The organism is Stenotrophomonas sp. FR012, from assembly GCF_047520565.2.
GTDB classification, from domain to species: Bacteria; Pseudomonadota; Gammaproteobacteria; order Xanthomonadales; family Xanthomonadaceae; genus Stenotrophomonas; species Stenotrophomonas sepilia.
Window position 1 is genome coordinate 370,299 of record NZ_JAXBQL020000001.1, and the last position, 24,321, is coordinate 394,619.

Annotated in this window: 18 protein-coding genes; 14 read left to right on the plus strand and 4 right to left on the minus strand. The window is 68.3% G+C overall.

Annotated elements, in window-relative coordinates; all coding sequences use genetic code 11:
• The first annotated feature begins 21 nt into the window (after positions 1–21).
• From ACM0O9_RS01795 to ACM0O9_RS01835, 9 genes are all read left to right on the plus strand, one after another.
• Positions 22–2,049, plus strand: a complete 2,028-nt coding sequence (locus tag ACM0O9_RS01795; RefSeq protein ID WP_235649406.1) for a FimV/HubP family polar landmark protein — start codon at positions 22–24, stop codon at positions 2,047–2,049.
• A 26-nt stretch (positions 2,050–2,075) separates the two neighbouring features.
• Positions 2,076–2,438: a VOC family protein gene (locus tag ACM0O9_RS01800; protein ID WP_005417973.1), complete on the plus strand. Its 363-nt coding sequence runs from the start codon at positions 2,076–2,078 to the stop codon at positions 2,436–2,438.
• A gap of 33 nt (positions 2,439–2,471) precedes the next feature.
• Positions 2,472–3,242: a tRNA pseudouridine(38-40) synthase TruA gene (gene truA / locus ACM0O9_RS01805; RefSeq protein WP_053500246.1), complete on the plus strand. Its 771-nt coding sequence runs from the start codon at positions 2,472–2,474 to the stop codon at positions 3,240–3,242.
• Positions 3,239–3,895, plus strand: coding sequence for a phosphoribosylanthranilate isomerase (locus ACM0O9_RS01810; protein ID WP_053500245.1), 657 nt, complete (start codon positions 3,239–3,241; stop codon positions 3,893–3,895). The genes truA and ACM0O9_RS01810 overlap by 4 nt, the downstream gene beginning before the upstream one ends.
• A gap of 168 nt (positions 3,896–4,063) precedes the next feature.
• Positions 4,064–4,738, plus strand: a complete 675-nt coding sequence (locus tag ACM0O9_RS01815) for an OB-fold-containig protein (RefSeq protein WP_065179159.1) — start codon at positions 4,064–4,066, stop codon at positions 4,736–4,738.
• On the plus strand, positions 4,738–6,756 hold the full coding sequence (locus tag ACM0O9_RS01820; RefSeq protein WP_005417967.1) for a hypothetical protein: 2,019 nt from the start codon (positions 4,738–4,740) through the stop codon (positions 6,754–6,756). The genes ACM0O9_RS01815 and ACM0O9_RS01820 overlap by 1 nt, the downstream gene beginning before the upstream one ends.
• A gap of 82 nt (positions 6,757–6,838) precedes the next feature.
• Positions 6,839–12,226: a DNA repair ATPase gene (locus tag ACM0O9_RS01825; RefSeq protein WP_414603975.1), complete on the plus strand. Its 5,388-nt coding sequence runs from the start codon at positions 6,839–6,841 to the stop codon at positions 12,224–12,226.
• The gene (locus ACM0O9_RS01830; RefSeq protein ID WP_235649404.1) at positions 12,223–12,930 is read left to right on the plus strand and encodes a hypothetical protein; all 708 of its coding nucleotides are present in this window, start codon (positions 12,223–12,225) and stop codon (positions 12,928–12,930) included. Before ACM0O9_RS01825 ends, ACM0O9_RS01830 begins: the two co-directional genes overlap by 4 nt.
• A gap of 44 nt (positions 12,931–12,974) precedes the next feature.
• Positions 12,975–14,084 carry a toxic anion resistance protein gene (locus ACM0O9_RS01835; RefSeq protein ID WP_065179156.1) on the plus strand — a complete coding sequence of 370 codons (1,110 nt, stop codon included), beginning with the start codon at positions 12,975–12,977 and terminating at the stop codon, positions 14,082–14,084.
• 71 nt (positions 14,085–14,155) lie between these two features.
• Here the strand turns inward: ACM0O9_RS01835 and ACM0O9_RS01840 are convergent, their stop codons facing one another.
• Positions 14,156–15,043 carry a LysR family transcriptional regulator gene (locus ACM0O9_RS01840; RefSeq protein ID WP_235649403.1) on the minus strand — a complete coding sequence of 296 codons (888 nt, stop codon included), beginning with the start codon at positions 15,041–15,043 and terminating at the stop codon, positions 14,156–14,158.
• Positions 15,044–15,140: 97 nt separating this feature from the next.
• Between ACM0O9_RS01840 and trpB the strand changes: the two genes are divergently transcribed.
• From trpB to glmM, 5 genes are all read left to right on the plus strand, one after another.
• Positions 15,141–16,358 carry a tryptophan synthase subunit beta gene (trpB, locus tag ACM0O9_RS01845; protein ID WP_005417953.1) on the plus strand — a complete coding sequence of 406 codons (1,218 nt, stop codon included), beginning with the start codon at positions 15,141–15,143 and terminating at the stop codon, positions 16,356–16,358.
• Positions 16,355–17,035, plus strand: coding sequence for a hypothetical protein (locus ACM0O9_RS01850; RefSeq protein ID WP_005417951.1), 681 nt, complete (start codon positions 16,355–16,357; stop codon positions 17,033–17,035). The genes trpB and ACM0O9_RS01850 overlap by 4 nt, the downstream gene beginning before the upstream one ends.
• A gap of 1 nt (position 17,036) precedes the next feature.
• On the plus strand, positions 17,037–17,846 hold the full coding sequence (gene trpA / locus ACM0O9_RS01855; RefSeq protein WP_005417949.1) for a tryptophan synthase subunit alpha: 810 nt from the start codon (positions 17,037–17,039) through the stop codon (positions 17,844–17,846).
• Between the two features lie 215 nt (positions 17,847–18,061).
• The gene (gene accD, locus ACM0O9_RS01860; protein ID WP_005417947.1) at positions 18,062–18,937 is read left to right on the plus strand and encodes an acetyl-CoA carboxylase, carboxyltransferase subunit beta; all 876 of its coding nucleotides are present in this window, start codon (positions 18,062–18,064) and stop codon (positions 18,935–18,937) included.
• On the plus strand, positions 18,937–20,298 hold the full coding sequence (gene glmM, locus ACM0O9_RS01865) for a phosphoglucosamine mutase (protein ID WP_065196991.1): 1,362 nt from the start codon (positions 18,937–18,939) through the stop codon (positions 20,296–20,298). The genes accD and glmM overlap by 1 nt, the downstream gene beginning before the upstream one ends.
• Positions 20,299–20,376: 78 nt before the next feature.
• Here the strand turns inward: glmM and ACM0O9_RS01870 are convergent, their stop codons facing one another.
• The 3 genes from ACM0O9_RS01870 to ACM0O9_RS01880 are packed head-to-tail and all read right to left on the minus strand — an operon-like array spanning position 20,377 to position 24,270.
• The gene (locus ACM0O9_RS01870) at positions 20,377–21,234 is read right to left on the minus strand and encodes a polysaccharide deacetylase family protein (RefSeq protein WP_134955820.1); all 858 of its coding nucleotides are present in this window, start codon (positions 21,232–21,234) and stop codon (positions 20,377–20,379) included.
• Positions 21,227–22,372: a glycosyltransferase family 4 protein gene (locus ACM0O9_RS01875; RefSeq protein ID WP_065179154.1), complete on the minus strand. Its 1,146-nt coding sequence runs from the start codon at positions 22,370–22,372 to the stop codon at positions 21,227–21,229. The genes ACM0O9_RS01870 and ACM0O9_RS01875 overlap by 8 nt, the downstream gene beginning before the upstream one ends.
• Before the next feature lie 20 nt (positions 22,373–22,392).
• Positions 22,393–24,270 carry a DUF3413 domain-containing protein gene (locus ACM0O9_RS01880; protein ID WP_235649402.1) on the minus strand — a complete coding sequence of 626 codons (1,878 nt, stop codon included), beginning with the start codon at positions 24,268–24,270 and terminating at the stop codon, positions 22,393–22,395.
• Positions 24,271–24,321 lie beyond the last annotated feature (51 nt).

Consider the following 24,321-nt stretch of genomic DNA (forward strand, 5'->3'; position numbering starts at 1 on the left):
GCACGCTTTATAGTGTCGCCCATGAATAAACGGGCCAGGGGCGCAAAGCGCCCGCTCCTCTATCTTTCCACCGCGCTGCTGGCCCTGGCCAGCAGTTCGGCGCTTGCCCTGGGCTTGGGTGACATCCGTGTCCTGTCCAAGCCGGGCCAGCCCCTGCTGGCCGAAATCCCGGTAGTCTCGGCCGATCCATCCGAACTGGAGAACCTGCGCGTCGCGCTGGCCTCTGCGGTCACCTTCGAACGCGTCGGCCTGCAGCGGCCGGCCGGGCTGGTCAGCGAGCTGCAGTTCGAACTGACCCGCAATGCGCAGGGTAGGGCGGTGGTGCGGGTGACCTCGCAGACGCCGGTCGAAACCCCGTCGCTGAGCTTCCTGATCGAGGCCGACTGGGGCCAGGGCCGCCTGGTGCGCGAATACTCGGCACTGGTTGATGCGCCCTCCAGCGCACTGGCGGTGGCCGAACCGGAAATCGTCGCGCCGGCAGGTACCCTCTCCAACACCATCGTCCGTGATGTTGCACCGGCACCGGCCGCTGCGGAGAACGCAAGCGCACCTGCGCCGTCCACTGCGGCAGCGCCGGCACCTGCATCGGCTCGCCCGCGGGCAGGGGCTGCACCCGCTGCCGCGCAGGCAGCCGATGGCAGCGTCATCGTCCAGCGTGGGCAGACCCTGTCGCAGATCGCCAGCGCGGTGGCCCGCGGCAACCAGGTCAGCCGCGACCGCGCGATGATCGCCCTGCTGCGGGCCAACCCGGAGGCCTTCATCCGCGGCAACGTCAACCTGCTCAAGCAAGGCGCCGTACTGCGCATGCCCGGCAGCGATGCACTGGCGGCGGTCGATGCCGCCGAGGCCGCAGTGCTGGTGCGCGAGCATGCCGCGCAGTGGCGGCAGGCGCGCACCGTGCCGCAACCGGCGGGTACCGTCGCCCCGGTGGCCGCGGCGGCAACCACGAACGCTTCTTCCCCGGCCGCGGCCAATGGGGCACGACTTGAAATCGCCCCGGCGCTGGCTTCCGACGCCGCGCGCGCGGGCACAACCACCGGCACTGGAGCCGGCAGCGAGGGTGACATGCTGGGCAACGAACAACTGCGCCAGGCACGCGAGGACATCGCGACCCGCGATGCCGAGATTGGCGAGCTGAAGCAGCGCGTCGCCGACCTGGAAAAACTCAAGGAACAGCAGCAGTCGCTGATCGCGATGAAGGACAACGACCTGGCCGCCGCGCAGCAGCGCCTGGCACAGGTACCGGATACCCGCGATGCGGCAACGCCGTGGTACTGGCTGGGGCTGCCGGTGCTGCTGCTGGCGGCCGGTGCAGCCTGGCTGCTGCGTCGTCGCAAGCCATCGCCGCTGCCGCCGCTGCGCGACGAAGACGATGCCGCCGGTCTGACCGCTGCGGTACCGGCGGGCGCGGCGCTGGATACCCTGGCCGAGCAGTCCTCGTGGTCGTCGGTGGTGCCCGAAGCGGGCCGCCAGGAGCCGGCGATGCCGGCTTGGGCGAGCGAAACCGGGGGGCAGGATGACGTGGCTGCCGAACCGGTCGCCGACGTCGCCGCCCAGGCTGACTGGCAGGCGCAGACGCTGCGCGATGACGAAGTGGTGGAGCTGCCCGAGGCAGTGACCGACCTGCCGCGCTGGGACGAGCCGGTGCTCACGCAGGAGGATCCCGCGCCGGCCGCCGCCGCGCAGGATGAGCCGCTCGCGCAGGCGGCCCCCGGCGAGGTGGCAGTGCCGGACTACGCGCTGCACGCCGAACAGCAGCCGCAGTTCCGCGGCGTGTTCGACCTGCCGGCCGAGCACCCTGACGGCGAGGCTTCAGGCGCAGCGCCGCACGACGCGCTGGCCGCAGCGCCGCATGAAGACGGTACTGCGGCGCCGGCCGGCGATGCCGGCTGGGCGCCGCGCGCCGGGCAGGAGCGCCTTGAGCTGGCCATCGCCTACCTCGACCTGGGCGATGCCCAGACCGCGCGTACGTTGCTGCAGGAAGTGGCCGAGGGCGGCGACCTGCACTGCCAGGCCCAGGCCCGCGAACTGCTGGCCCGCCTGCCGTGATCGACCCTGCCGACAAGGACCCCGTCATGAGCCGCGAGCGCCGCATCGACTACGTTGAATTCGCTTCCACGGATCCTGCGGCCAGCCGCGCTTTCTTCGAGAAGGCGTTCGGCTGGTCGTTCGTAGACTATGGCAGCGACTACACCGCGTTCGACGACGGCCGCCTGCAGGGCGGCTTCTTCCGCGGCCAGCCGCTGCGGGCCAGCGATGCCGGTGCGCCACTGCTGGTGCTGTACGCTGACCAGCTGGCACCGATCGAAACGGCGGTGCTTGACGCTGGCGGTGAGATCGTGCGGCCGGTGTTTTCCTTCCCCGGCGGCAGCCGTTTCCAGTTCGTCGAGCCCGGTGGCAACGAACTGGCGGTGTGGTCCGAACGCGATCCGGCCTGAGCGCCGCCCCTCCCGCAATATCTGAGGTAGCACATGCGTTACGCGCTTGGCGTCGAGTACGACGGCAGCGATTTCAGGGGCTGGCAGAACCTGGGCGAGGGCGGCCCGAGCGTGCAGGCCAGCCTTGAGCAGGCCCTGTCGTCGGTGGCCGATTCGCCGCTGCAGGTGGTCTGTGCCGGCCGCACCGATGCCGGCGTGCACGGCCAGTGCCAGGTCGTGCATTTCGATACCGACGTGGTGCGCGATCCGCGCGCGTGGATGCTGGGCACTACCACCCGCCTGCCGCGCTCGATCGCAGTGCGCTGGTGCGTGCCGGTGGCCGGGGATTTCCACGCGCGTTTCTCCGCGCGCGCACGCCGCTACCGCTACCGCCTGCTCAACCGCGAAGTGCGGCCCGCGCTGGACCGGCAGACCTTGAGCTGGGAGCGCCGCGCGCTGGACGAGACCCTGATGCACGCCGCCGGGCAGGCCCTGCTCGGTGAGAACGACTTCAGTGCGTTCCGTTCGGTGCAGTGCCAGGCGCTGCACGCCCGGCGTGAGCTGCAGTCACTGCAGGTCAGCCGCCAGGGCGAGGTGATCGAGGTTGCCGTGCAGGGCAATGCATTCCTTCATCACATGGTCCGCAATATCGTCGGATCGCTGATCCTGGTGGGCAGTGGCGAGAAGCCGGTGGAATGGATCGCCGAACTGCTGGCCGGGCGCGATCGCACCGTAGCCGGTCCCACCGCACCGCCGCAGGGCCTGGTGTTCCTTGGGCCCCTGTACCCCGACAACTGGCACCTGCCCGCCGAGGTCACGCTATGAGCCGCTCCTACTACCGCACACGCATCAAGTTCTGTGGCATGACCCGGGCCGGCGATGTCCGCCTGGCCGGTGAGCTGGGCGTGGACGCGGTGGGTTTCATCTTTGCCCGTGAAAGCAGCCGCCGGGTCGCTCCGGCCGAAGCGCGCGCGATGCGCCAGGCGATCGCGCCCATGGTCGACGTGGTGGCGCTGTTCCGCAACAACAGCAAGGAAGAGGTGCGCGAGGTGCTGCGCACGGTACGACCGACCCTGCTGCAGTTCCACGGCGAGGAAGACGAGGGCTTCTGCCGCAGCTTCAACATGCCCTACCTGAAGGCGATCGCCATGGGCGGGCGTGAAGAGATCAACGCCCGCACCCTGCAGCTGCGCTATCCCAGCGCCGCCGGTTTCCTGTTCGACAGCCATGCCCCGGGCGGCGGTGGCGGCACCGGCGTGGCCTTCGACTGGGGCCGGATCCCGACCGGCCTGCATCGCCCGTTCCTGCTCGCCGGCGGCCTGAACCCGGAAAACGTCTACGACGCGGTGCTGGCCACCCTGCCGTGGGGCGTGGATGTCTCCAGCGGCATCGAACTGGAGCCGGGCATCAAGGACGGCTACAGGATGCGTACTTTCGTCGAGGAAGTGCGCCGCGCCGATTGCACGGTTCTTGAGTGATTGTCGTCACTATTTGCCGTGATCTGGACCTGGATTTGAGCCTGCACGCATTCTTCACATAGGATGGTCCCAAGCGCGCCTGCCATGAGGGCCGGCGCGGGGATCGACGGGGCGCGTCCGGCGCGTCCCGAACGGGCGGCCGCCGCCCACAGCCCAGGAAGGCAAGCGATGCAGGAGTTCCTCACCGTCGTGTTCGGTTTCCCGACCCTGCCGTACAGCATCGTGCTGGCGGTGGCGGTGCTGTATTGGGCACTGGCGGCCTTCGGCCTGGTCGACGACGGGTTTGGCGATGCCGGCGCCGATGGGGCACTGCATGGCGACCCACATGAGCTGCAGGGACTGTCCGCGCTGCTGGCGCGCTGGGGCCTGGGTGGGGTTCCCCTCATGCTTGTGGTGACGCTGCTGGGTTTCTTCGCCTGGATCGTCACCTATTTCGTCCATCTGTTCGTGCTGTTGCCGCTGCCGGACCTGCTGCGCTGGGCGATCGGTGCGGTCGTGGCCCTTCTGGCGCCGTTGCCGGCGGTGCCGTTCACCGCGCTGCTGCTGCGCCCCGTCCGCAGGTTCCTGCTGCGCCTGCGCCCGGTGGCGCAGGCCTCGCTGCTGGGGCGTACCGGCGTGGTTGCCTCGCCGAAGGTGGATGCCCGCAGCGGTCACGCCACCTTCGACGATGGCGGCGCCGGACTGGTGCTGCAGGTGCGCAGCGAGATCGAACTGCAGCGTGGCGAGCGCATCGTGCTGGTCGAACACGTGGCTGATCAACACCATTACCGGGTGGTCCGCGCCGACGCGGTCGCCCTCGACTTCCAGGACAACCTGCTTCCGGGCAACAAGGAGAATCACTGATGACGTTGGCAACCATGGCCCCCTTCCTGATCGGCGTAGCCGTGCTGCTGGTCGCACTGCTCGGCCTGGCCGGCCTGTTCAAGGCCTTCTACCGCAAGGTCGACCAGGGCGTGGCCCTGATCGTCAACGACATGAGCTCCACGCCCAAGGTGCACTTCACCGGTGCGCTGATCATCCCGGTGCTGTACCGCGCCGAGCTGATGCGGATCAGCCTGATCACGCTGCAGATCGACCGCCGCGGCAAGGAAGGCCTGATCTGCCGCGACAACATGCGTGCCGATATCGCCGTGGCGTTCTACCTGCGGGTCAACGAGACCCAGGCCGACGTGCTGCGGGTGGCCAAGGCCATCGGTGCCGACCGTGCATCGGACAAGCATGCCGTCGACGAGCTGTTCAACGCCAAGTTCTCCGAAGCGCTGAAGACGGTCGGCAAGAAGTTCGACTTCACCGAACTGTTCGAGAAGCGCCAGGAGTTCCGCGACGAGATCATCGCGGTGATCGGCAATGATCTGAACGGCTATGTCCTTGAGGACGTGGCGATCGACTACCTGGAGCAGACCCCGAAATCGCTGCTGGACCAGTTCAACATTCTCGATGCGCAGGGCATCCGCAAGATCACCGAATTGACCGCCGCGCAGAACGTGGTGACCAACGAGCTGGAGCAGAACGAGAAGCTCGCCATCACCAAGAAGAACGTGGAAGCGCGCGAAGCGCTGCTGGCCCTGGAACGCCAGCAGGCCGAAGCCGAAGCGCGGCAGAAGCGTGAGATCGAGACCATCCGCGCACGCGAGGAGGCCGAGACCGCCAAGGTGCAGGAGGAGCAGCGCCAGTTGTCCGAGAACGCCCGCATCGAAGCGCAGCAGCTGATCGAGATCCGCGACCAGAACCGCCTGCGCGAAGTGGAAGTGGCCGAGCAGAACCGCCAGCGTGCCGTGGCCATCGAGGCCGAGCGCGTGGAGCGCGCACGCCAGCTGGAGCAGGTCACCACCGATCGTGAAGTGCAGCTGCAGGGCGTGGAGCGTGACAAGGTGGTCGAGCAGGGCAAGATGGACGTGGCCAACATCACCCGTGAACGCATCTCCATCGACAAGACCGTGGCGCAGGAAGAGGAGCGCATCAAGGAAGTGCGCGAAGTCTCCGAGGCCGACCGCCAGAAGCAGGTGCTGATCCTGGAAGCCGAGGCCAAGGCGCAGGAAGCGCTGGTGCGCGAAGTCAAGGAAGCGCAGGCGCGCGAGACCGCTTCAAAGCATCGCGCGGTGGAACTGACCACGCTGGCCCAGGCCGAGCATGAAGCGGCCGGCAAGCAGGCCGAAGCCAAGCGCCTGTTGGCCGATGCCCTGCGTGCCGAACAGGCAGCGCCGGGCCTGGCCGAAGCGCAGGTGCGTGAAGCTTCGGCGCTGGCCATCGAGAAGGTCGGCATTGCCGAGGCCCGCGTGATCGAAGCCAAGGCCGAAGCCAGCCTGAAGCAGGGCAGCAACGAAGCCCGCGTGCTGGCCGAGACCCTGCAGGCGCAGGCACAGGGCGAGGAAAAGATGGGCCTGGCCCGTGCCACCGCCACCGAGTCGCTGGGCAATGCCGAAGCCGGCGTGGTGCAGAAGAAGCTGCTGGCCGAGGCCGAGGGCCTGGTGCGCAAGTTCGAAGCCATCGCCTCGCTGAGTGACCAGGCACGTGGCCATGAAGAGTTCCGCATGATGCTGGACAACAGCCTGAAGCAGGCGCTGGCCTCGATCGAAGCCGGCAAGGAAGTCTCGCGCGAGAACGCCAATGTCATCGCCAGCGCGCTGCGCAACGCCGATATCGACCTGGTCGGTGGCGACGGCGGCATGTTCGAGAACCTGGTCAAGGCGGTGTCGCTGGGCAAGTCGATCGAAGGCTTCGCCGGCAAGAGCCCGATCGTGCAGGAGCTGATGCAGCGCTACCTGGGCGTGGCCGTGGCCGAACCGGCGCCGCGCCAGATCGCCGAGGATGCCGAAGCGGTACCGACCGTGTCGGCTACCGTGGTCGACAGCGCCCGTTGATGCATCGGGCGATGGCCGCCGCCATCGCCCGCCCGCGCCGGCCGCAACCGCGGCCGTCCGCCCGTGAGCCGGAAACCTGCTGATGTCTGAAACCCATCCGTCCGCCGAATCCACTGCGCCGGAGGCCGGCGGCAGCACCGTCGACCAGGCTGTCGCCCAGGGCGGCGCCTACGAAGTCCTGCGCCGCCGCCTGGCCGAGCAGGGCCAGCGCCTGCAGGGCCTGGCCGAAACGCTCAACCGCCAGCGCCTGGCCGAGTTCGGCGACAGCCGCCTGGAGGTGGTCGGGCGCTTCCGCATCCGCAGCGACAACAACTGCGTCGGCCGTGACATCGTGCAGGTGGGCCCGGACCGCCTGCTGTTCGGCTACAACGTGTTCATCGGGTTGAAGACCCAGACCCGCATCGAGGATGTGTTCGGCCTGTACCGGCTGGTGCAGGGCAGCGACGGCTACGACGTCGCTGCGCTGGAACTGAAGGGCAGCTTCCTCGACCAGCCCGGCTTCGTGCACGATTTCAACGAGCTGTATGCCTACTACAAGCACGCGCGCCTGCTGCAGCTGATCGTGGTCGGCGACAAGCTGCTGGCCTCGTTCCAGATCGGCGAGCGCAGCAGCGACGTGCGCGTGTTCCGCTGGGCGCTGTCGCGCGAGGGCGAGCTGACTTACCTGGATGCGCGCGGTGAGCGCGATATCGCCCTGCCGCCGCCGTTCGACTTCGAATGGACCCGGGCGACCCGCGACCTCGCGGTCAACGGCCGCCACTCGCACCTGAACATCCTCGACACCCTGTTCGTTGAGACCACCGGTGGCGACCTCACCATCAAGGTCGAAAACAACACCGAAACCGGACAGGGCATCTACAGTGAACCCGTGGAGGACAGCACGCAGTCGCTGGACGACGCCCAGTTCGAGTTCGCCCGGGTCGGCTCGCTGGTATTGCTGAAGGTGCTGCCGTACCGCGAGACGGAGTGGCGTGGCCTGATCTACAACACGCTGACCGGCGGCATCGTGCGCAATGATGCGATCGTGCAGGCCTGCGTGCAGCTGCCTGAAGACCATGGCGTGATCTTCCCGGGTGGCTATTACCTGCAGGGCGGCGAGCACAAGGCATTTGATGCCTCGATGGCCGGCATGCAGTTCAAGCGCAGCATCCGTTCGCCAAACGGCGAGGACGTGCTGTACATCTTCTACGAGCGCGAAGGCGGGCGCTCGGCGCTGTTCGTCTACAACACCATCCAGCGCGTGCTGCAGAACCCGGTGTTCGGCCATGGCTACGCCTTGATGCAGGACGGGCGCATGGTGCTGTTCCATGCCGAGGGCAGCGAACCGACCCGCATCCATCCGATGCAGGTCTGGCAGACGCCGTTCAGCAGTGACGAGTTTGCCGCCAGCCGACCGCCCGGCAACACGTTCATGGGCCGCATCGGCAACGCCGAGCTGGTGCGCGGCATCTCCAACCTGTTCAACCTGGCGCGCGAGATTGAAGGCCAGGACGTGTCGGTACAGCGCTACCAGCGACTGGTGGCCGATACGCGGCGCCTGTTCGATGCGCACCACTGGCTGGGCGACGCGGCCTGCGATGGCGCCGAGGCCCTGCTGCGGCAGATCAGCGCCACCGGCGAATCGGTGCTGGACGAGTACGAGAAGGTGCAGTCGATCCGCCAGCAGTCAGCGCAGGCGATGCTGGAGGCCGAGGCCGCGCACAAGGCGCTGCTGGGCCGGCTGCAACCGCAGAACTGGAGCGAGGTGCAGGCCTTCGTCGAGGCCCTCAACGCGATCACCGCATTGCGCGGGCGGCTGCTGACCCTCCGCGAGCTGCGCTACATCGACACCGCGCGCATCGAGGCGATGACCGTCGAACTGGTGGAGGCACAGGACCGTGTTGGCGCCGCCACCGGTGACTTCCTCGCCGGCGAGGAGGCGCTGGCGCCGCTGGCCACGCGCCTGCAGGCGCTGGACGATGCCGCGCAGCAGGCACAGACGGCGCGCCAGCTGGACGAGCAGTTGGAAGGCCTGCTTGGCATGGCGTCCGACCTGGACATGCTGTCCGAGCTGATGGCCGGCCTGAAGGTCGACGATGCCACTGCCCGCACCCGCGTGGTCGAGTCGATCTCGGTGCTGTACGGTCGCCTCAACCAGGCGCGCGCGCGTGCTGACCAGCGCCGCAGGTCACTCGGTTCGGCCGAGGCCGTGGCGCAGTTCGCCGCCCAGTTCGCGCTGTTCTCGCAGTCGATCACCAGCGCGCTGGCGCTGGCCACCGACCCCGAACGTGCCGACGAGCAGTTGTCGCGCCTGCTGGTCCAGCTGGAAGAACTTGAGAGCCAGTTCGGCGAACACGAGCAGTTCCTCGGCGACATCCTGAGCAAGCGCGAAGAGCTGGTCGAGGCCTTCGAAACGCACAAGCAGGCCTTGCTGGATGACCGCCAGCGCAAGGCGCGTTCGGTACTGGATGCGGCCAATCGGATCCTCGACGGCCTGGCCAGGCGCACCGAGCGCTTCGCCAACGCCGATGAGCTCAACGCGTTCTTTGCCGGCGATCCGCTGATCCTCAAGCTGCGTGAGCTGGCCGAGCGCCTGCGCACGCTGCACGACAACGTCAAGGCCGACGACATCGAGGCGCGGCTGAAGGGCGTGCGTGACCAGGCGGTGCGCCAGCTGCGCGACCGCAGTGACCTGTACGAAGCCGGCGGCAACGTGGTGCGGCTGGGCCCGCGCCATCGCTTCAGCGTCAATACGCAGGCACTGGACCTGACCCTGTTGCAGCGTGGCGATACGTTGGCCATCCATCTGACCGGCACCGACTTCCTGGAGACCCTGCACGACCCGGAGCTGGACGCACTCAAGCCGTTCTGGCCGGTCACCCTCGACTCGGAATCGCCCACGCTGTATCGCGGCGAGTACCTGGCCGGCAGCCTGCTGCTGGCCGCGCAGGAGGGGCGCGACGGCCTCGATCTGGCTGCGCTGCAGCACGACGTCGCGAACCCGGAAGCGCTGGATCAGCGCGTGCGTGCGTTTGCCGCACCACGCTATCGCGAAGGCTACGAGCGCGGCATCCATGACCACGATGCGGCACTGATCCTGCGTGCGCTGCTGCCTTTGCAGCAGGCGGCCGGCAGCCTGCGCCATGCACCGCGGGTGCGTGCGCTGGCGTTGCTGTTCTGGGCCGCCGAGCAGCGGCGCGAAGCGGTGGCGCAATGGCCGGCGCGGCAGGTGGGCGCCGAGGCGCTGGCACGCCTGCTGGGGTCCGACGAAGGGCGTCTGGCGTTGCGCACAGAAATGGCCGAGACGCTGCTGGCGTATGCGCAGTGCCACGCGTTGCCGTTCGATGCCGATGCCGCGGAGGCTGCATCCGCCTATCTGGGCGAAGAACTGGCGGCGGGCGATCCGGTGTTCAGCAGCAGCCGCCACGCGGTGGCGCTGCTGGAGGCATTGGCCCAGCAGCTGGAGCAGGCGGGGCAGCGTGAGGCGGTCGAGCGTGCCCTGCAGCGCGGCCAGGATCCACTGGCTACGCGTTGGTCATTGGCTGGGCAGTGGCTGCGCGCAGTGGCGCGGATGCCGGCGCATGCCCAGCATGCCGGCTATGTCGACGAAGCCGCCGCGTTGCTGCTGGTGCAGCGCCAGTTGCGCACCCGTACCAGCGATGCCGCACTGCAGGCGGAGGTCAATGGCCTGCTGGGTGAACACGCACGCATCAGCAATGGCACGCTGGTGGTATCGCTGGATGATTTCCTGGCGCGCCTGCAGCAGCACCTGCGTCATTTCGTGCCAGCATTCCATGCCTACCAGGCGCTGCGCCAGGGCATCATCGGTCGCGAGCGCGAGACCCTGCGGCTTTCCGAGTTCAAGGCGCGGCCGCTGTCCTCGTTCGTACGCAACAAGTTGATCAACGATGTCTACCTGGGCGTGATCGGTGACAACCTGGCCAAGCAGATGGGCACGGTCGGCGAGAACAAGCGCAGCGATCTGATGGGCCTGCTGATGATGATTTCGCCCCCGGGCTATGGCAAGACCACGCTGATGGAATACGTGGCGCACCGGCTGGGCCTGGTCTTCATGAAGATCAACGGCCCGGCGCTGGGCCACGAGGTGCGCTCGCTGGACCCGGCCCAGGCACCGGACGCAACCTCGCGGCAGGAGCTGGAGAAGCTCAACCTGGCGCTGGAAATGGGCAACAACACCATGCTGTATGTGGACGACATCCAGCACACCCATCCCGAGTTCCTGCAGAAGTTCATCTCGCTGTGCGATGGCACCCGCCGTATCGAGGGTGTGTGGCGCGGTCGCACACGCACCTACGACATGCGCGGCAAGAAGTTCTGCGTGGTGATGGCCGGCAACCCGTACACCGAGTCCGGCGAGGTGTTCAAGATTCCGGACATGCTGGCCAACCGTGCCGACATCTACAACCTCGGTGACGTGCTCGGTGGCATGGAGGCCGCCTTCACCCTCAGCTACATCGAGAACAGCCTGACCTCCAATCCGGTGCTGGCGCCGCTGGCCACGCGCGACATGGCCGACCTGTATGTGCTGGTCGACCGCGCGATGGGCAAGGAGGTCTCGACCAACAGCCTCAGCCACGCCTACAGCAGCGCGGAGATCAACGAGATCACCGCCACCCTGCAGCGCATGCTGCGTGTGCGCGACGTGGTCTACCGGGTCAACCAGCAGTACATCGCCAGCGCCGCACAGGACGACCGCTACCGCACCGAGCCGCCATTCCGCCTGCAGGGCAGCTACCGCAACATGAACAAGCTGGCCGAGAAGATCTCCCCGGTGATGAACGAGGACGAACTGCAGCAGTTGATCTCCGACCACTACCTGGGCGAGGCGCAGCTGCTGACCACCGGCGCCGAGGAGAACCTGTTGAAGCTGGCCGAACTGCGCGGCGTACTGGATGACACGCAGGCGCAGCGCTGGGCGCAGATCAAGCGCGACTTCCTGCGCAACAAGGCCATGGGTGCCGACGACAGCGATGTCGGCGGGCGCGTGGTGGCGCAGCTGGCCGATATCGCCACCGCGCTGCAGCTGCCATCGCCCGCGCCGGAAGCGATCCCCGTTGCGGACCCGGCGCCGTGGCCGGCGCTGCTGGAGGCCCTGCATCGCCTTTCAGAGGCGCGTCCCGCCGCCGCGCCGGCGCCGGTCGTGGCAGCCCCCAGCGTGCCGGCCACGGCCCTGGCCGAAGACCTGCAGGCGGGCCTGGCGCCGCTGGTGGAGCTGCTGGCGGCATCGCAGGCGCAGCAGGTGCAGGTGTCGCAGACCCTGGCCGCGTTCGCCGGCTGGGCGCGACAGCAGGTCGAGCGGGGCACGCCGAGCGCTGTGGTGGCGCAGCGCGCGCGCGTGCGCCGCGCCGCGACGCCGGAGGAGCGGGCGCTGGATGAGGCGCTGATGCGCCACTTCTACGGCGAGTCATTGCCACCGGAAGACGGCGATGGCATGCCGGCATCCACGCCGAAGCCGCCGCCGCTGCCGTGACCACGCGCGTGCCACTGCCGCCACCGATGCTGCCGGATACGGTCGATGTCGCTGCGCTGGCCAACTATGGTGCGCCGTTGCTGCAGGCGCTGGCGCGGCGCGAAACGCCGTTGCCACCGGATGCGGGCGAGCGCCTGGTTGCTGCGCTTGCGCGCATCGCGCTGGCCCTGCAGGCCGGCAACCCGGCGCAGATCCGGCAGCAGGAAGGCTGGTGGGGACGGCTGCTGGGGCGCGATGTCGCTCGCGAAGCAGAAGGGCACGCGCTGCAGTCGCAGCTGGGCGTACTGGCCCTGCAGGCGCGTGAGCAGGCCCAGCACCTGCAGCAGCACATGCAGCTGCGGGCCATGGCCATCGTTGAGCATTCCGCGGCGGCCGCGGCGCTGGACGGCTGGGCCGAACTGGCTGCGTCGCGGCTGACGACGCTGGATAGCGCCGGTCAGGCCGCGCTGTCGCATCGGCTGGACCATCTTCGCCGGCTGGCCTCGCTGCGCCGCCTGGAAGCCGGTCAATGGCAGCTGCTGCAGGACCAGGACAACATGCTGCTGCAACGCTTCGCGCGCATCCATGACGTGCTGCTGCCGGCCTGGCGGCAGGCTGCAGTGGCGGGCCAGGCCGCTGCGGGCGCTGCGTTGGCTGGCAAGGCTGCCACGTTGCACGCACAGATCGATGACGAGGTGGCCGCGGCTCAGGCTAGACTGCCTTGAGCCGGCCGCCGCTGCCGCTTACCCAACTGCAAGGAGACTGCCCGATGACCCAGGACAGCCAGACCCCCGGTGCCCTCGTACCCGGCACGACCACCGCCACTGCGCTCGATGAAGGTGCGCTGCAGGCGCTGGGACTGGTACGCGAGGATCTGCCGCGCATCGCCGAGATCCGTCTGGAACTGGACGATCTGCGCCCGGGCAACCTGCAGGTGTTCGGCCGCGAAGCCGCCACGCGCACCGCAGCGTTCTCCAGCCAGTTGCTGGACCAGGTGCGCAATCGTGACCTGGATGCCAGTGGCGAGAAGCTGGGCGAAGTGGTGCGCATCGCGCGCAGCCTGAAGCTGGATGGCTTCGCGCAGCGATCGAAGGTGCCGGTGATCGGTGGCCTGATTGATCGCATGCGCGCCTCCAAGGGCGAGCTGGTGCAGAAGTTCAGCGACACCAATGCGCAGATCGAACAGCTGCTGGCCGACGTCGGCGTGCAGCAGGCGTTGATGGGAAAGCGCGTGGGCGAGTTCGACCGCATGCACGATATCGTCCGCGAAGAACGTCGTGCGCTCGGCCTGTATGCGGCAGCGGGCAAGCAGCGGCTGGCCGAACTGCAGGCCGAACAGCTGGCCGGGCAGGCCAGCGAGGACCCCCAGCAGCGCATCCGCCAGGGCGAGATCGACAATGCGATCCGGTTGATCGAGAAGCGCGTGTCCGACCTGCAGCTGATGCAGCACGCCGCCGATCAGTCGCTGCCGATGATCCGCCTGATCCAGGCCAACGCTCTGCAGCTGATCGAGAAGTTCAACACCGTCCGCGACATCACCATTCCGTCGTGGAAGCGCCAGTTCGCCATCCAGCTCTCGCTGGGCGAACAGAAGGCTGCGGTCGAACTGTCCACGGCCATCGATGACGCCACCAACGAACTGATGCGCCGCAATGCCGACCTGCTGCGCCAGGCCTCGGTGGATACCGCGCGCAGCAACCAGCGCGGCGTGATCGACGTGGCCACGCTGCGCCATGTGCACGACCAGCTGATCGCCACGGTGGAAGAAGTGCGCAGCATCCATCGCGAAGGGATGCAGCAGCGGCAGCAGGCCGAAGTCGAGCTGTCGCGCCTGCGCGAAGACCTGCAGCAGCGCCTGGCCACACCGACCGCCAGCTGAAAAAAGGGGACGGAGGGAATTAAGTCGTTTGTGCCACTTGCGACTTAATTCCCTCCGTCCCCTTTTTGTTGTCAGCGGAGTTGCTGGCCCAGCCAGTCGGCGAGCGCATCCACGCGCGCATCAGGTGGTCCGTCCGGTCGCGCCAGCACCCAGAAACCACCGGTGGCGGCAAACCCCCACGGCGCGACCAGTCGCCCGGCGGCCAGGTCCTCGGCCACCAGTGGCTCGGGTGCGATCGCCGGGCCCAGCCCGGCCACCGCTGCCTCCAGCAGGTAGTACAGATGCTCGAAGGCCGTACCCAGCTGCAGCTTCGCGGGGTCCATAGCGTGCGCCTGCGCCCACGCCGGCCACGCCTGCGGCCGTGAGCTGGTGTGCAGCAGCGTTTCCTGCAGCAGCGCCGAGGGCGGTACATGCCGCAGTCGCTGCGCGGCCGGATGCGAGGGGGCCACCACCACGCCGACCCGTTCCGGGGCCAGCTCACGCACCTGCCAGCCGCGGGGCCACGGCCCCTGCGCCAGCAGCAATACCGCATCCAGTGCCGCCTGTGCCTCGGTGAAGCTGCCATCCAGCGCTGACCATTGCAGGCGCACGCCGGGCAGGGCGGCCTGCAGCGCAGGCAGGCGCGGGATCATCCAGCGCGCCAGCACGCTGCCGCTACAGCCCAGTACCAGCGCCGGGGCCGCCGCCGGCCGCCGCAGTTCGCGCACGCAGTCTTCGATGCCGCCGAAGGCCTCGCTGCACGCTGCCTGCAGCCGCGTGCCCGCAGCGGTCAGGCGCAGGCCGCGACCGGCACGCTGGAACAGCGCCAGGCCGAGATGGTCTTCCAGCAGCTTCAGCTGGCGGCTGACCGCACCGTGGGTGACATGCAGGTCGTGTGCGGCGCGGCCAACGCCGCCGAGACGGGCGGTGGCCTCGAACGCACGCAGCGCATTGAGCGGCGGCAGCAGGGAACGGCTCATGTGAGATTTCCTGACGATATGCGCCAGATAATATCCATTTTCCGGTCAAGACCCGTGCGCTAGAGTATCCACCTGTCTCGAACCAGCGGTCGCTTCCATGTCTGCCTCCCCCATTGCCGACTACCACGCCTTCCCGGATGCCCAGGGCCATTTCGGCCGCTACGGCGGCAGCTTTGTTGCCGAAACCCTGGTGGGTCCGCTGCAGGAACTGGCCCAGGCGTATGACCAGGCCCGTCAGGACCCGGCATTCCAGGCTGCCTACGACCGCGACCTGGCCCATTACGTGGGCCGGCCGAGCCCGATCTACCATGCCCAGCGCCTGAGCGACCATGTCGGCGGCGCGCAGATCCTGCTCAAGCGTGAAGACCTGAACCACACCGGCGCGCACAAGATCAACAACACCATCGGCCAGGCGCTGCTGGCCGCGCGGATGGGCAAGAAGCGCATCATCGCCGAGACCGGTGCCGGCCAGCACGGTGTTGCCAGTGCCACCGTTGCCGCCCGCCTGGGCCTGGAATGCGTGGTGTACATGGGCGCCACCGACATCGAGCGGCAGAAGATCAACGTCTACCGCATGAAGCTGCTGGGCGCGACGGTGGTGCCGGTCACCTCCGGCTCGGCCACCCTGAAGGACGCGCTCAACGAAGCGATGCGCGACTGGGTGACCAACGTGCAGGACACCTTCTACATCATCGGCACCGTGGCCGGCCCGGATCCGTATCCGCGCATGGTCCGTGACTTCAACGCCATCGTTGGCCGCGAGGCGCGCGAGCAGATGCTGGCCGAGTATGGCCGCCTGCCCGATGCGATCACCGCCTGCGTCGGCGGCGGCAGCAACGCCATCGGCCTGTTCCACGCCTTCCTCAACGATCGCCAGGTCGAGATCGTCGGCGCCGAAGCCGCCGGCGACGGCATCGGCACCGGCCGCCACGCCGCATCGATCGCCGCCGGTCGGCCGGGCGTGCTGCATGGCAACCGCACCTATGTGCTGTGCGACGACGACGGCCAGATCATCGAGACCCACTCGGTGTCGGCCGGCCTGGACTATCCGGGCGTCGGCCCGGAGCATGCTTTCCTGGCCGATACCGGCCGTGCGCGCTACCTCGGCATCACCGATGAAGAAGCGCTGCAGGCCTTCCACCTGCTGGCGCATACCGAGGGTATCCTGCCGGCACTGGAGTCCAGCCACGCACTGGCACAGGCGATCAAGCTGGCGCGTGAGCGTCCGCGTGACCAGATCGTGCTGTGCAACCTGTCCGGCCGTGGCGACAAGGACGTGCACACCATCGCCGCGCGCGAAGGGCTGGTGCTGTGAGCGCGCTGCTGCGGAACAGCGGGGTGCTTCTGCTGGTGCTGGGCCTGGCCGCGTGCCAGCCGCCGGAACCGCCAGTGCTTGCGCCGGCTGCCAAAGCCACCGCGCAGCCCGCACAGCAGCCGGCCGCCAACGATGACCTCGACCCGATGGCGCGTACGCCGATCGTCGATCCGCCGTCTGCGGAAGAGAGCAACGGCGACAACGCCCCCGCCGTCGCCTCGGTGGCACTGGACCATGCCGGCGAAGTGCTGGTCGGCCAGCACATGGGGGACCTGAAGTCACTGGGGCCCTGGAAGGCACAGGGCGCGAAAGAGTTCTTCGAAGGCGACTGCGAGTACTACGACGGCAGGGGGTTGCCGCCGGGCGTGTCGATGATGACCGACGACGACCGCGTGGTCCGTTTTGATCTGAAGCCGGGCGACGACCCGGAGCTGCCGGTTGAACAGCCCGGTCCATTCGGCCTGCGCATCGGCATGACCCGTGCCCAGGCCATGGCACAGTTCCCGAAGCCGCCGGTATCCAGCCCGCATGCCTACGACGGTGACCAGGGCGAGTACCTCACCTGGCAGGACCCGGGTTCGGACCTGGGCATCCGCCTGGAACTGTTTGAAGGGAAGGTCACCCGGATGTACTGGGGAACCAGCGATGCGATTGAACTGATTGAAGGATGTGCCTGAAATGCCCGTATCCCGACTTGATGCCTGTTTCCTGCGTCTGCGCGAACAGCAGCGCAAGGCGCTGATTCCCTTCGTCACCGCCGGTGATCCCTCGCTGGAGGCGACCGTGCCGGTCATGCACGCACTGGTCGAGGCCGGCGCCGACGTGATCGAACTGGGCGTGCCGTTTTCCGACCCGATGGCCGATGGCCCGACCATCCAGCGCAGCTCCGAGCGCGCGCTGGCGCGCGGCGCCGGCAGCCGCTACGTCCTGCAGGCCGTGGCGCAGTTCCGCGAACGCGATGCGCAGACCCCCGTGGTGCTGATGGGCTACCTCAACCCGGTGGAGATCCATGGCTACGCGGCCTTCGCCAAGGCCGCCGTCGACGCCGGCGTGGACGGCGTGCTGCTGGTCGATCTGCCGCCGGAAGAAGCGGGCGACGCCCAGCAGGCGTTCGACGCAGCCGGCCTTGCGCTGGTCCTGCTGGCGTCGCCGACCACCAGCGAGGCGCGAGCCGACAAGCTGCTGGCGCTGGCCCGTGGCTATCTCTACTACGTCAGCTTTGCCGGTGTCACCGGCGCGTCCGAGCGCCTGGACAGCGATGCCGCCAGTACCCGCCTGCAGGCGTTGCGCGCGCGCGCATCGGTGCCGGTGGTGGCGGGCTTCGGTATCAAGGATGCCGCCAGTGCCGCGGCCATGGCCCGCCAGGCCGATGGCGTGGTGGTCGGAAGCGCGCTGGTGGCGGCGCTGGCAGAAGCGGGTTCGGCGGAAGACGCGGTGCAGCGCGCCCGGGCCTTCCTCGCCCCGCTGCGGCAGGCGCTGGACGCGTAACAGGACTGCCGGCCGCTGGCCGGCCTCCTCCTGATGGCTCGCGTGCAAGGGCTGCCGGCCAGCGGCGGGTACCGCCCAGCACCTAAACGTACGTCCCAGCATGGTTTTTTCCGGCTGCCCCGCAGCTGGAAAGGGGGTGCACGGGCGGGGAAAGCGGAGCTAGACTGTCCGCCTTTGCGGCCCCTGGGCCGCCCTGAACGGAAGTGTCCTCCCGCATGAGTTGGCTCAGCAAGTTGATGCCGTCCGGCATCCGCACCGACAACACCCCCAGCAAGAAGCGCAGTGTCCCCGAGGGCCTGTGGGAAAAGTGCAGCAACTGCGGCAGCGCGTTGTACCGTCCGGAACTGGAAGAGAACCTGGAAGTCTGCCCGAAGTGCGGCCATCACATGGCGATCCGCGCGCGCGCGCGCCTGGCCGCCCTGTTCGACGCCGACAGCACCACCGAGATCGGTGCGCGCCTGGGGCCGACCGACCTGCTCAAGTTCAAGGACCAGAAGAAGTACAGCGAGCGCATCAAGATCGCGCAGAAGAACACCGGCGAGTACGACGCGCTGATCGCCATGCGCGGCCTGCTCAAGGGCCGTGCGCTGGTGGCATCGTCCTTCGACTTCGCCTTCATGGGCGGCTCGATGGGCTCGGTGGTCGGCGAGCGTTTCGCACTGGCCGCAGAAACCGCGGTCGAGATCGGTGCGCCCTACGTGTGCTTCTCGCAGAGCGGTGGCGCACGCATGCAGGAAGGCCTGTTCTCGCTGATGCAGATGGCCAAGACCTCGGCCGCGCTGGGCAAGCTGCGTGAAGCCGGGCTGCCGTACATCTCGGTGCTGACCCATCCGACCACCGGTGGTGTCTCGGCCTCCTTTGCGATGCTGGGCGACATCAACATCGCCGAACCGCAGGCGCTGATCGGCTTCGCCGGCCCGCGCGTGATCGAGCAGACCGTGCGCGAGAAGCTGCCGGAAGGCTTCCAGCGCTCGGAGTTCCTGCTGGAGCACGGTGCCATCGACCAGATCTGCGACCGCCGCGAGCTGCGTGACCGCCTGTCCGACCTGCTGGCGATGCTGGGCCGTCAGCCGGCGCCGGAGGTGGCATGATGGGAGGCCGCAAGTACTTCGGTACTGATGGCATCCGTGGCCGGGTCGGCCAGGGCGTGATCTCGGCCGACTTCGTGCTGCGCCTGGGCAACGCCCTGGGCCGTGTACTGGTCGCCCAGCGCGGCCAGGACGGGCGCCGGCCGATTGTGGTGATCGGCAAGGACACCCGCATTTCCGGCTACATGTTCGAGGCGGCACTGGAAGCCGGCCTGGTGGCCGCCGGTGCCGACGTGCAGCTTCTGGGGCCGATGCCGACTCCGGCGGTGGCGTTCCTGACCCGTACGCTGGGCGTGGATGCCGGCATCGTCATCAGCGCCTCGCACAACCCGCACTACGACAACGGCATCAAGTTCTTCTCCGCCCAGGGCGAGAAGCTCGACGATGCCACCGAGCTTGCCCTCGAAGCGGCGCTGGACGTTCCGTTCACCACCGTCGAATCGGAGAAGCTGGGCAAGGCATCGCGTGGCCGCGAGGCGGTCGGCCGCTACATCGAGTTCTGCAAGGCCAGCGTGCCGCGCGCGTTCGACCTGCGTGGCGTACGCCTGGTGCTGGACTGCGCGCACGGCGCCACCTACCAGATCGCACCGCTGCTGTTCCGCGAGCTGGGTGCCGAGGTGATCGGCATTGGCGCCGAGCCCAACGGCGTCAACATCAACGCCGGCGTGGGCTCCACCCATATCGACAATCTCGCGGCCAAGGTCCGCGAAACCCGCGCTGATCTCGGCATTGCCTTCGACGGCGACGGCGACCGCGTGCTGATGGCCGACGACCAGGGCAACCCGGTCGACGGCGATGACCTGCTTTACATCCTGGCCCGCGCATGGAAAGCCGAAGGCCGCCTGCGCGGCCCGGTGGTCGGCACGCTGATGAGCAACTACGGCGTGGAGAAGGCCTTCGCCGATCTGCAGATTCCGTTCGTGCGCAGCAACGTCGGTGATCGCTATGTGCACCAGGCGCTGATCGAAGGCGGTGGGGTGCTCGGCGGCGAAGCCTCCGGCCACCTGCTGTGCCTGGATCGGGCCACCACCGGTGACGGCATCGTCAGTGCGCTGCAGGTGCTGGTGGCGTTGCGCAACAGCGGGCAGACCCTGCGCCAGGCATTGAAGGGACTGGTGCGGGTGCCGCAGAAGACGGTCAACGTGCGGCTGGGCAATGTCTCGGCCAAGGCAACGGTGCAGGCCGACAGTGTGCAGGCCGCGCTGGCCGACGCGCAGCAGTCGGTGGCCGGCCGTGGCCGTGCGTTCCTGCGCCCGTCCGGTACCGAGCCGGTGGTGCGTGTCACGGTCGAGGCCGATGATGCAACGCTGATGCAGGACACGCTGGACCGCCTGTCCGCGGCGGTCCGTGAAGCCGCCGCCTGAGGCCGCTGCACATCAGCCCAACGAAAACGCCCCGGAATGCCGGGGCGTTTTCGTTGAAGGGGCAAGGCGTTGGGCTGCCTACGGCCCCGGCACCATCTTCTTCTGGCGTGCTTTGAAGCCATTGAACAGCGGTGCGATCAGCGGGTTGTAGCTCTGTGCGATGCGTTTTCGCAGCCAGCTGGCCGGGCGGTTGCGAATCGCGAAGCGGTAGATGCGTTCCGGATCGCCGCCGACCACGTTGCGGCCGAACGGGTGGGTGGTGTGCAGGTAGCGGAAGCCGTGCTCGCGCGCCACCTCGATGTGGTCCTGGTCGAAATCGCCGTAAGGCCAGCACAGCGTATCGGACACCTCGCCGAGCTTGTCCCGCAGGACTTCGCGCGAGACTGCCAGATCGTGGCTCAGGCCCGCACGGCGCTGTGCGCGGTCCAGGTCGTCGCGGCGCAGCCAGCGGGTGTGGGTATGGGTGTGGCAATGCACTTCGAAGGTGCCGGCGGCGATGGCCGCGCGCGCTTCGCTCCAGCGCATCATCACGTCGTCGCTGCGGTTCTGCTGGTAGATCGCCGCTTCGCAGCCGCGGTGGTCCGGCGTGGCAGGCAGCACTGCCCCGGCAAGCCCCGCATGGGGCCGCTCCGGGCCTTCGCCCATCCAGCCGGTGACCACGAACACCACTGCGTGCATGCCGTACTTCTGCAGGATCGGGTGCGCATACACCCAGTTGTCCAGGTAGCCATCGTCGAAGGTGATCACGATCGACTTGCGCGGCACCGGCTTGCCGGCCAGGAAACCGGCGTACTGGTCCAGTGTCAGCGAGGTCCAGCCGTTGCCGGCCAACCAGGCGATCTGGCTTTCGAAATTCTCCGGTGACACGGTGATCATGCCCGGCGACGGACTGACGTGGTGGTGCATCAGCACCGGTACGGTTCGGGCATCAGCCATGTCCCAGCTCCTTCAGCCACTGGCGGTAATAGTATTCGGTGGTCTCACCGTGGCCGTCGGGAGTGAACCGGTGCGCGCTGCGCATCCAGTCCCAGCCCGCGCGGCCCATCTGCCGCCGCCGTTCCGGATCGTCCACCAGCAAGCGCAGGGCGCCTGTCAGGGCTGCATTGTCGCCCAGCCGGGTGAGGATCGCATTGCTGCCATCGACCACCATTTCCGGCACGCCACCCACGCGCGTGGCCACGATCGGCACCCCGACATAGGCGGCCTCTAGGAAGACGGTACCGGCCGCTTCCTTGTGCGAAGCCAGCGCGAAGATGTCGAAGCCGGCCATCAGCCGGCACGCGCCGTCACGATAGCCGAGCAGGTGGACCTGCTGCTGCAGCCCGTGCTCGTCGCGCAGCGCCTGCAGTCGATCCATGACCGGCTGGCCATCGCCGACCACCACCAGGTGCAGGTTCGGGTGCGTCTTGCACAGCGGCACCATCGCCTGCAGCAGGTCGGCGTGGCCCTTGGGTTCGCGCAGAACCGCCACGCAACCGACCACGATGTCCTGTTCGCCGAAGCCGAGCTCGGCGCGCACTTCCGCGCGTACCTCCTGCAGGCATTGCCAGGGGTCGTCCTTGCGGATCTCGCTCCAGCGCGGCGGGACCGCGATGGGCGGCACGATACCGATGTGTTCGGCCGGAATGCCGCGCTCGGCCAGCAACTGCTTGACGAAGCTGCTGACGGTCAGCACCCGGTGCGGCAGGCCGGTATAGGTCAGCAGCGAGTTGACCGGGCTCATCAGGTGGCGCGAGCGCACCACCAGCGGCGTGCCGCCCAGGCGTGCGCCGGCGGCGGCGATCAGCGCGTCACGGCGGCTGGTGGTGTTGACCACGTCATAGCGTTCGCGGCGCACCAGGCGCGAGACCGACCAGATGCCGCGCAGCAGACGCAGCAGGCCGCCCATGCGCAGGGTGTGCACGGTGAAACCGTCGTCGTGTGCCAGCTTGGCCAGTCGCGCTTCGGGTTGGCACAGCAGCGCCACCTCGTGGCCACGCGCGCGCATCACCTGCATGTGGCGGAAGATGTAGATCTCCTGTCCGCCCATTCCCTTGGCGGCTTCGGTGTGCAGGATGCGCAGCGGACGGTTCATGCGGGATCGATCCTTGAAGGTCAACGATTGCGGAAGCGGGTCAACGCTTCCCATGCAGTGCGTACGGCAGCCGCATCAGGGGCCTGCTGGGGCAGCGGGAGGTAGTGCCGGTCCAGCGCTGTGGCGTTGCCGAACTTGTCGAACACGTAGATCGCGTCGCCATGGCGTATCGCGCGCTGCGACCAGCTTTCGACCACCAGCGCACGCGGGCCCTGCGGTTCGGCCAGCAGGTCCTGGCCGGTGCTGTAATCGGTCAGTGCGTTCTCGCAACCCAGCGCGTGGCGCATCAGTGTCGGTACCCAGTCTTCGTGCGAGCTGGTGCGGGCGTCGCGGCCAGCGGCCCTGCCTGGCCAATGCAGCACGAACGGGACCTGCAGCTGGTAGTCGGAGAAGTTGCCGTTGTGGCCCCAATAGTTCAGCTTGAGGTCGTTGAACTCTTCGGCATGGTCGCCGGTGACCAGCACGATGGTGTCCTCGGCCAGGCCCTGTGCGCGAAGGTCGTCCAGCAGCGAGCCGATCAGGCTGTCTGCGTAGTGCACGGCGGTGCGGTAGCGGTTGAGTTCCGGCGTCGGGTCGTGCTCCGGGCCGAATTTGAGGAAGTCGATGTCCGCAGCCATCGGCGTCGCCACGGGCGGGTAACCATCGGGCATGTGGTAGGGCGCGTGGGTGGAGTCGAGGAACACGAAGCCGAACCACGGGCGCTGCGCCGCCTGGCTGGCGCGGATGTCCTGCTGCAGTGCACTGATGATCGCGCGGTCGCGGCCGTCGGACTTCAGTGCCGATGAGCCCTGGTGCAGCTGGTCGCGCACATCGGCGAAAGCCGTGCGATCGAATTCCGGGCTGTACAACGGCGCACTGCCGTACAGGTGCAGGTCGTAGCCCTGCTGGCCCAGCACCTGGAACAGCTGCGAGCCGCGCTGCTCGTCGAGCATGCTTGGCCAGTAGCCACCGGGCAGGCCGTACAGCAGCCCGAACAGGCCATAGCGGGTGGCATTGCCGGTGCTGAAGTGCTGGTCGAACACGCGCGCGTCCTGCGCCAGCGCCGACGTGTTGGGCATCAGCTGCGGTGTCAGCACGTCCTGGCGCAGCGATTCCAGCACCACCATCAGCACATTGGGGCGATGCGGGTTCTGGCAGCGCAGCGGGTGCAGTGGGTACTGCAGCTGCGCATGGCGCGGGTCGGGCAGGCCGGCCTGCTGCTGGCTGACCACGCCCAGGCGCCGCATGAAGCTCTTGGCGGTGATCGGTTGCGCCCACGGCAGGTAGTTCCACTGCGCGATCACATCGCGGTCGCCACGGGCGTCGTAGTAGGCGGTGGCGACCTGGCCGCCGGCCATCAGAAGCGCGACCGCTGCCCACGCCTGCAGCACCCGTCGCCGGCGCGGCGCTGCCGGCAACAGCTTCCAGCACGCCCAGGCCAGCAGGCCTTCGGCGGCGAAGACCGCGGCGACCAGCAGCGCGACCTGCAGCCAGGTCTTCCAGGACAGGGCGACCTGGTCCTGCAGGGCGCCGCCGAACACCATGTTCACGACCATGGCGTTGAGGTGGAAGCGGTACAGGGTGAACACCTTGGCGTCGACCAGCAGCAGGCACAGCCACAGGCCCTGCAGGAGAACGGCGCTGATGCTCAGCGTACGGGCAGTGCGTGGCCACAGCCCCAGCAGCAATGGCAGCAGGCCGGCCAGCGCACCGAACGCGAGCAGGTGGCCGGGCAGGGCGATGGCGAGGTAGGCCAGGCCCGCGCTGCCGCCTGGATTGTCCCGCAGCGGCACGTTGCCCAGTGCGATCGCCGCAGCCAGGGCCGCATTGCCGGCGACGAACAGCGACCACCAGGCCAGCCGGCGCCAACGCCGGGTGGAACCTTCAAGGGCGGGTGCGGCAGGGGCGGCTGCGGACATGGCGGGGCGGATTCAGGGAGCGGGCAAAGGGGCGGGCCGAACGTGACGGAA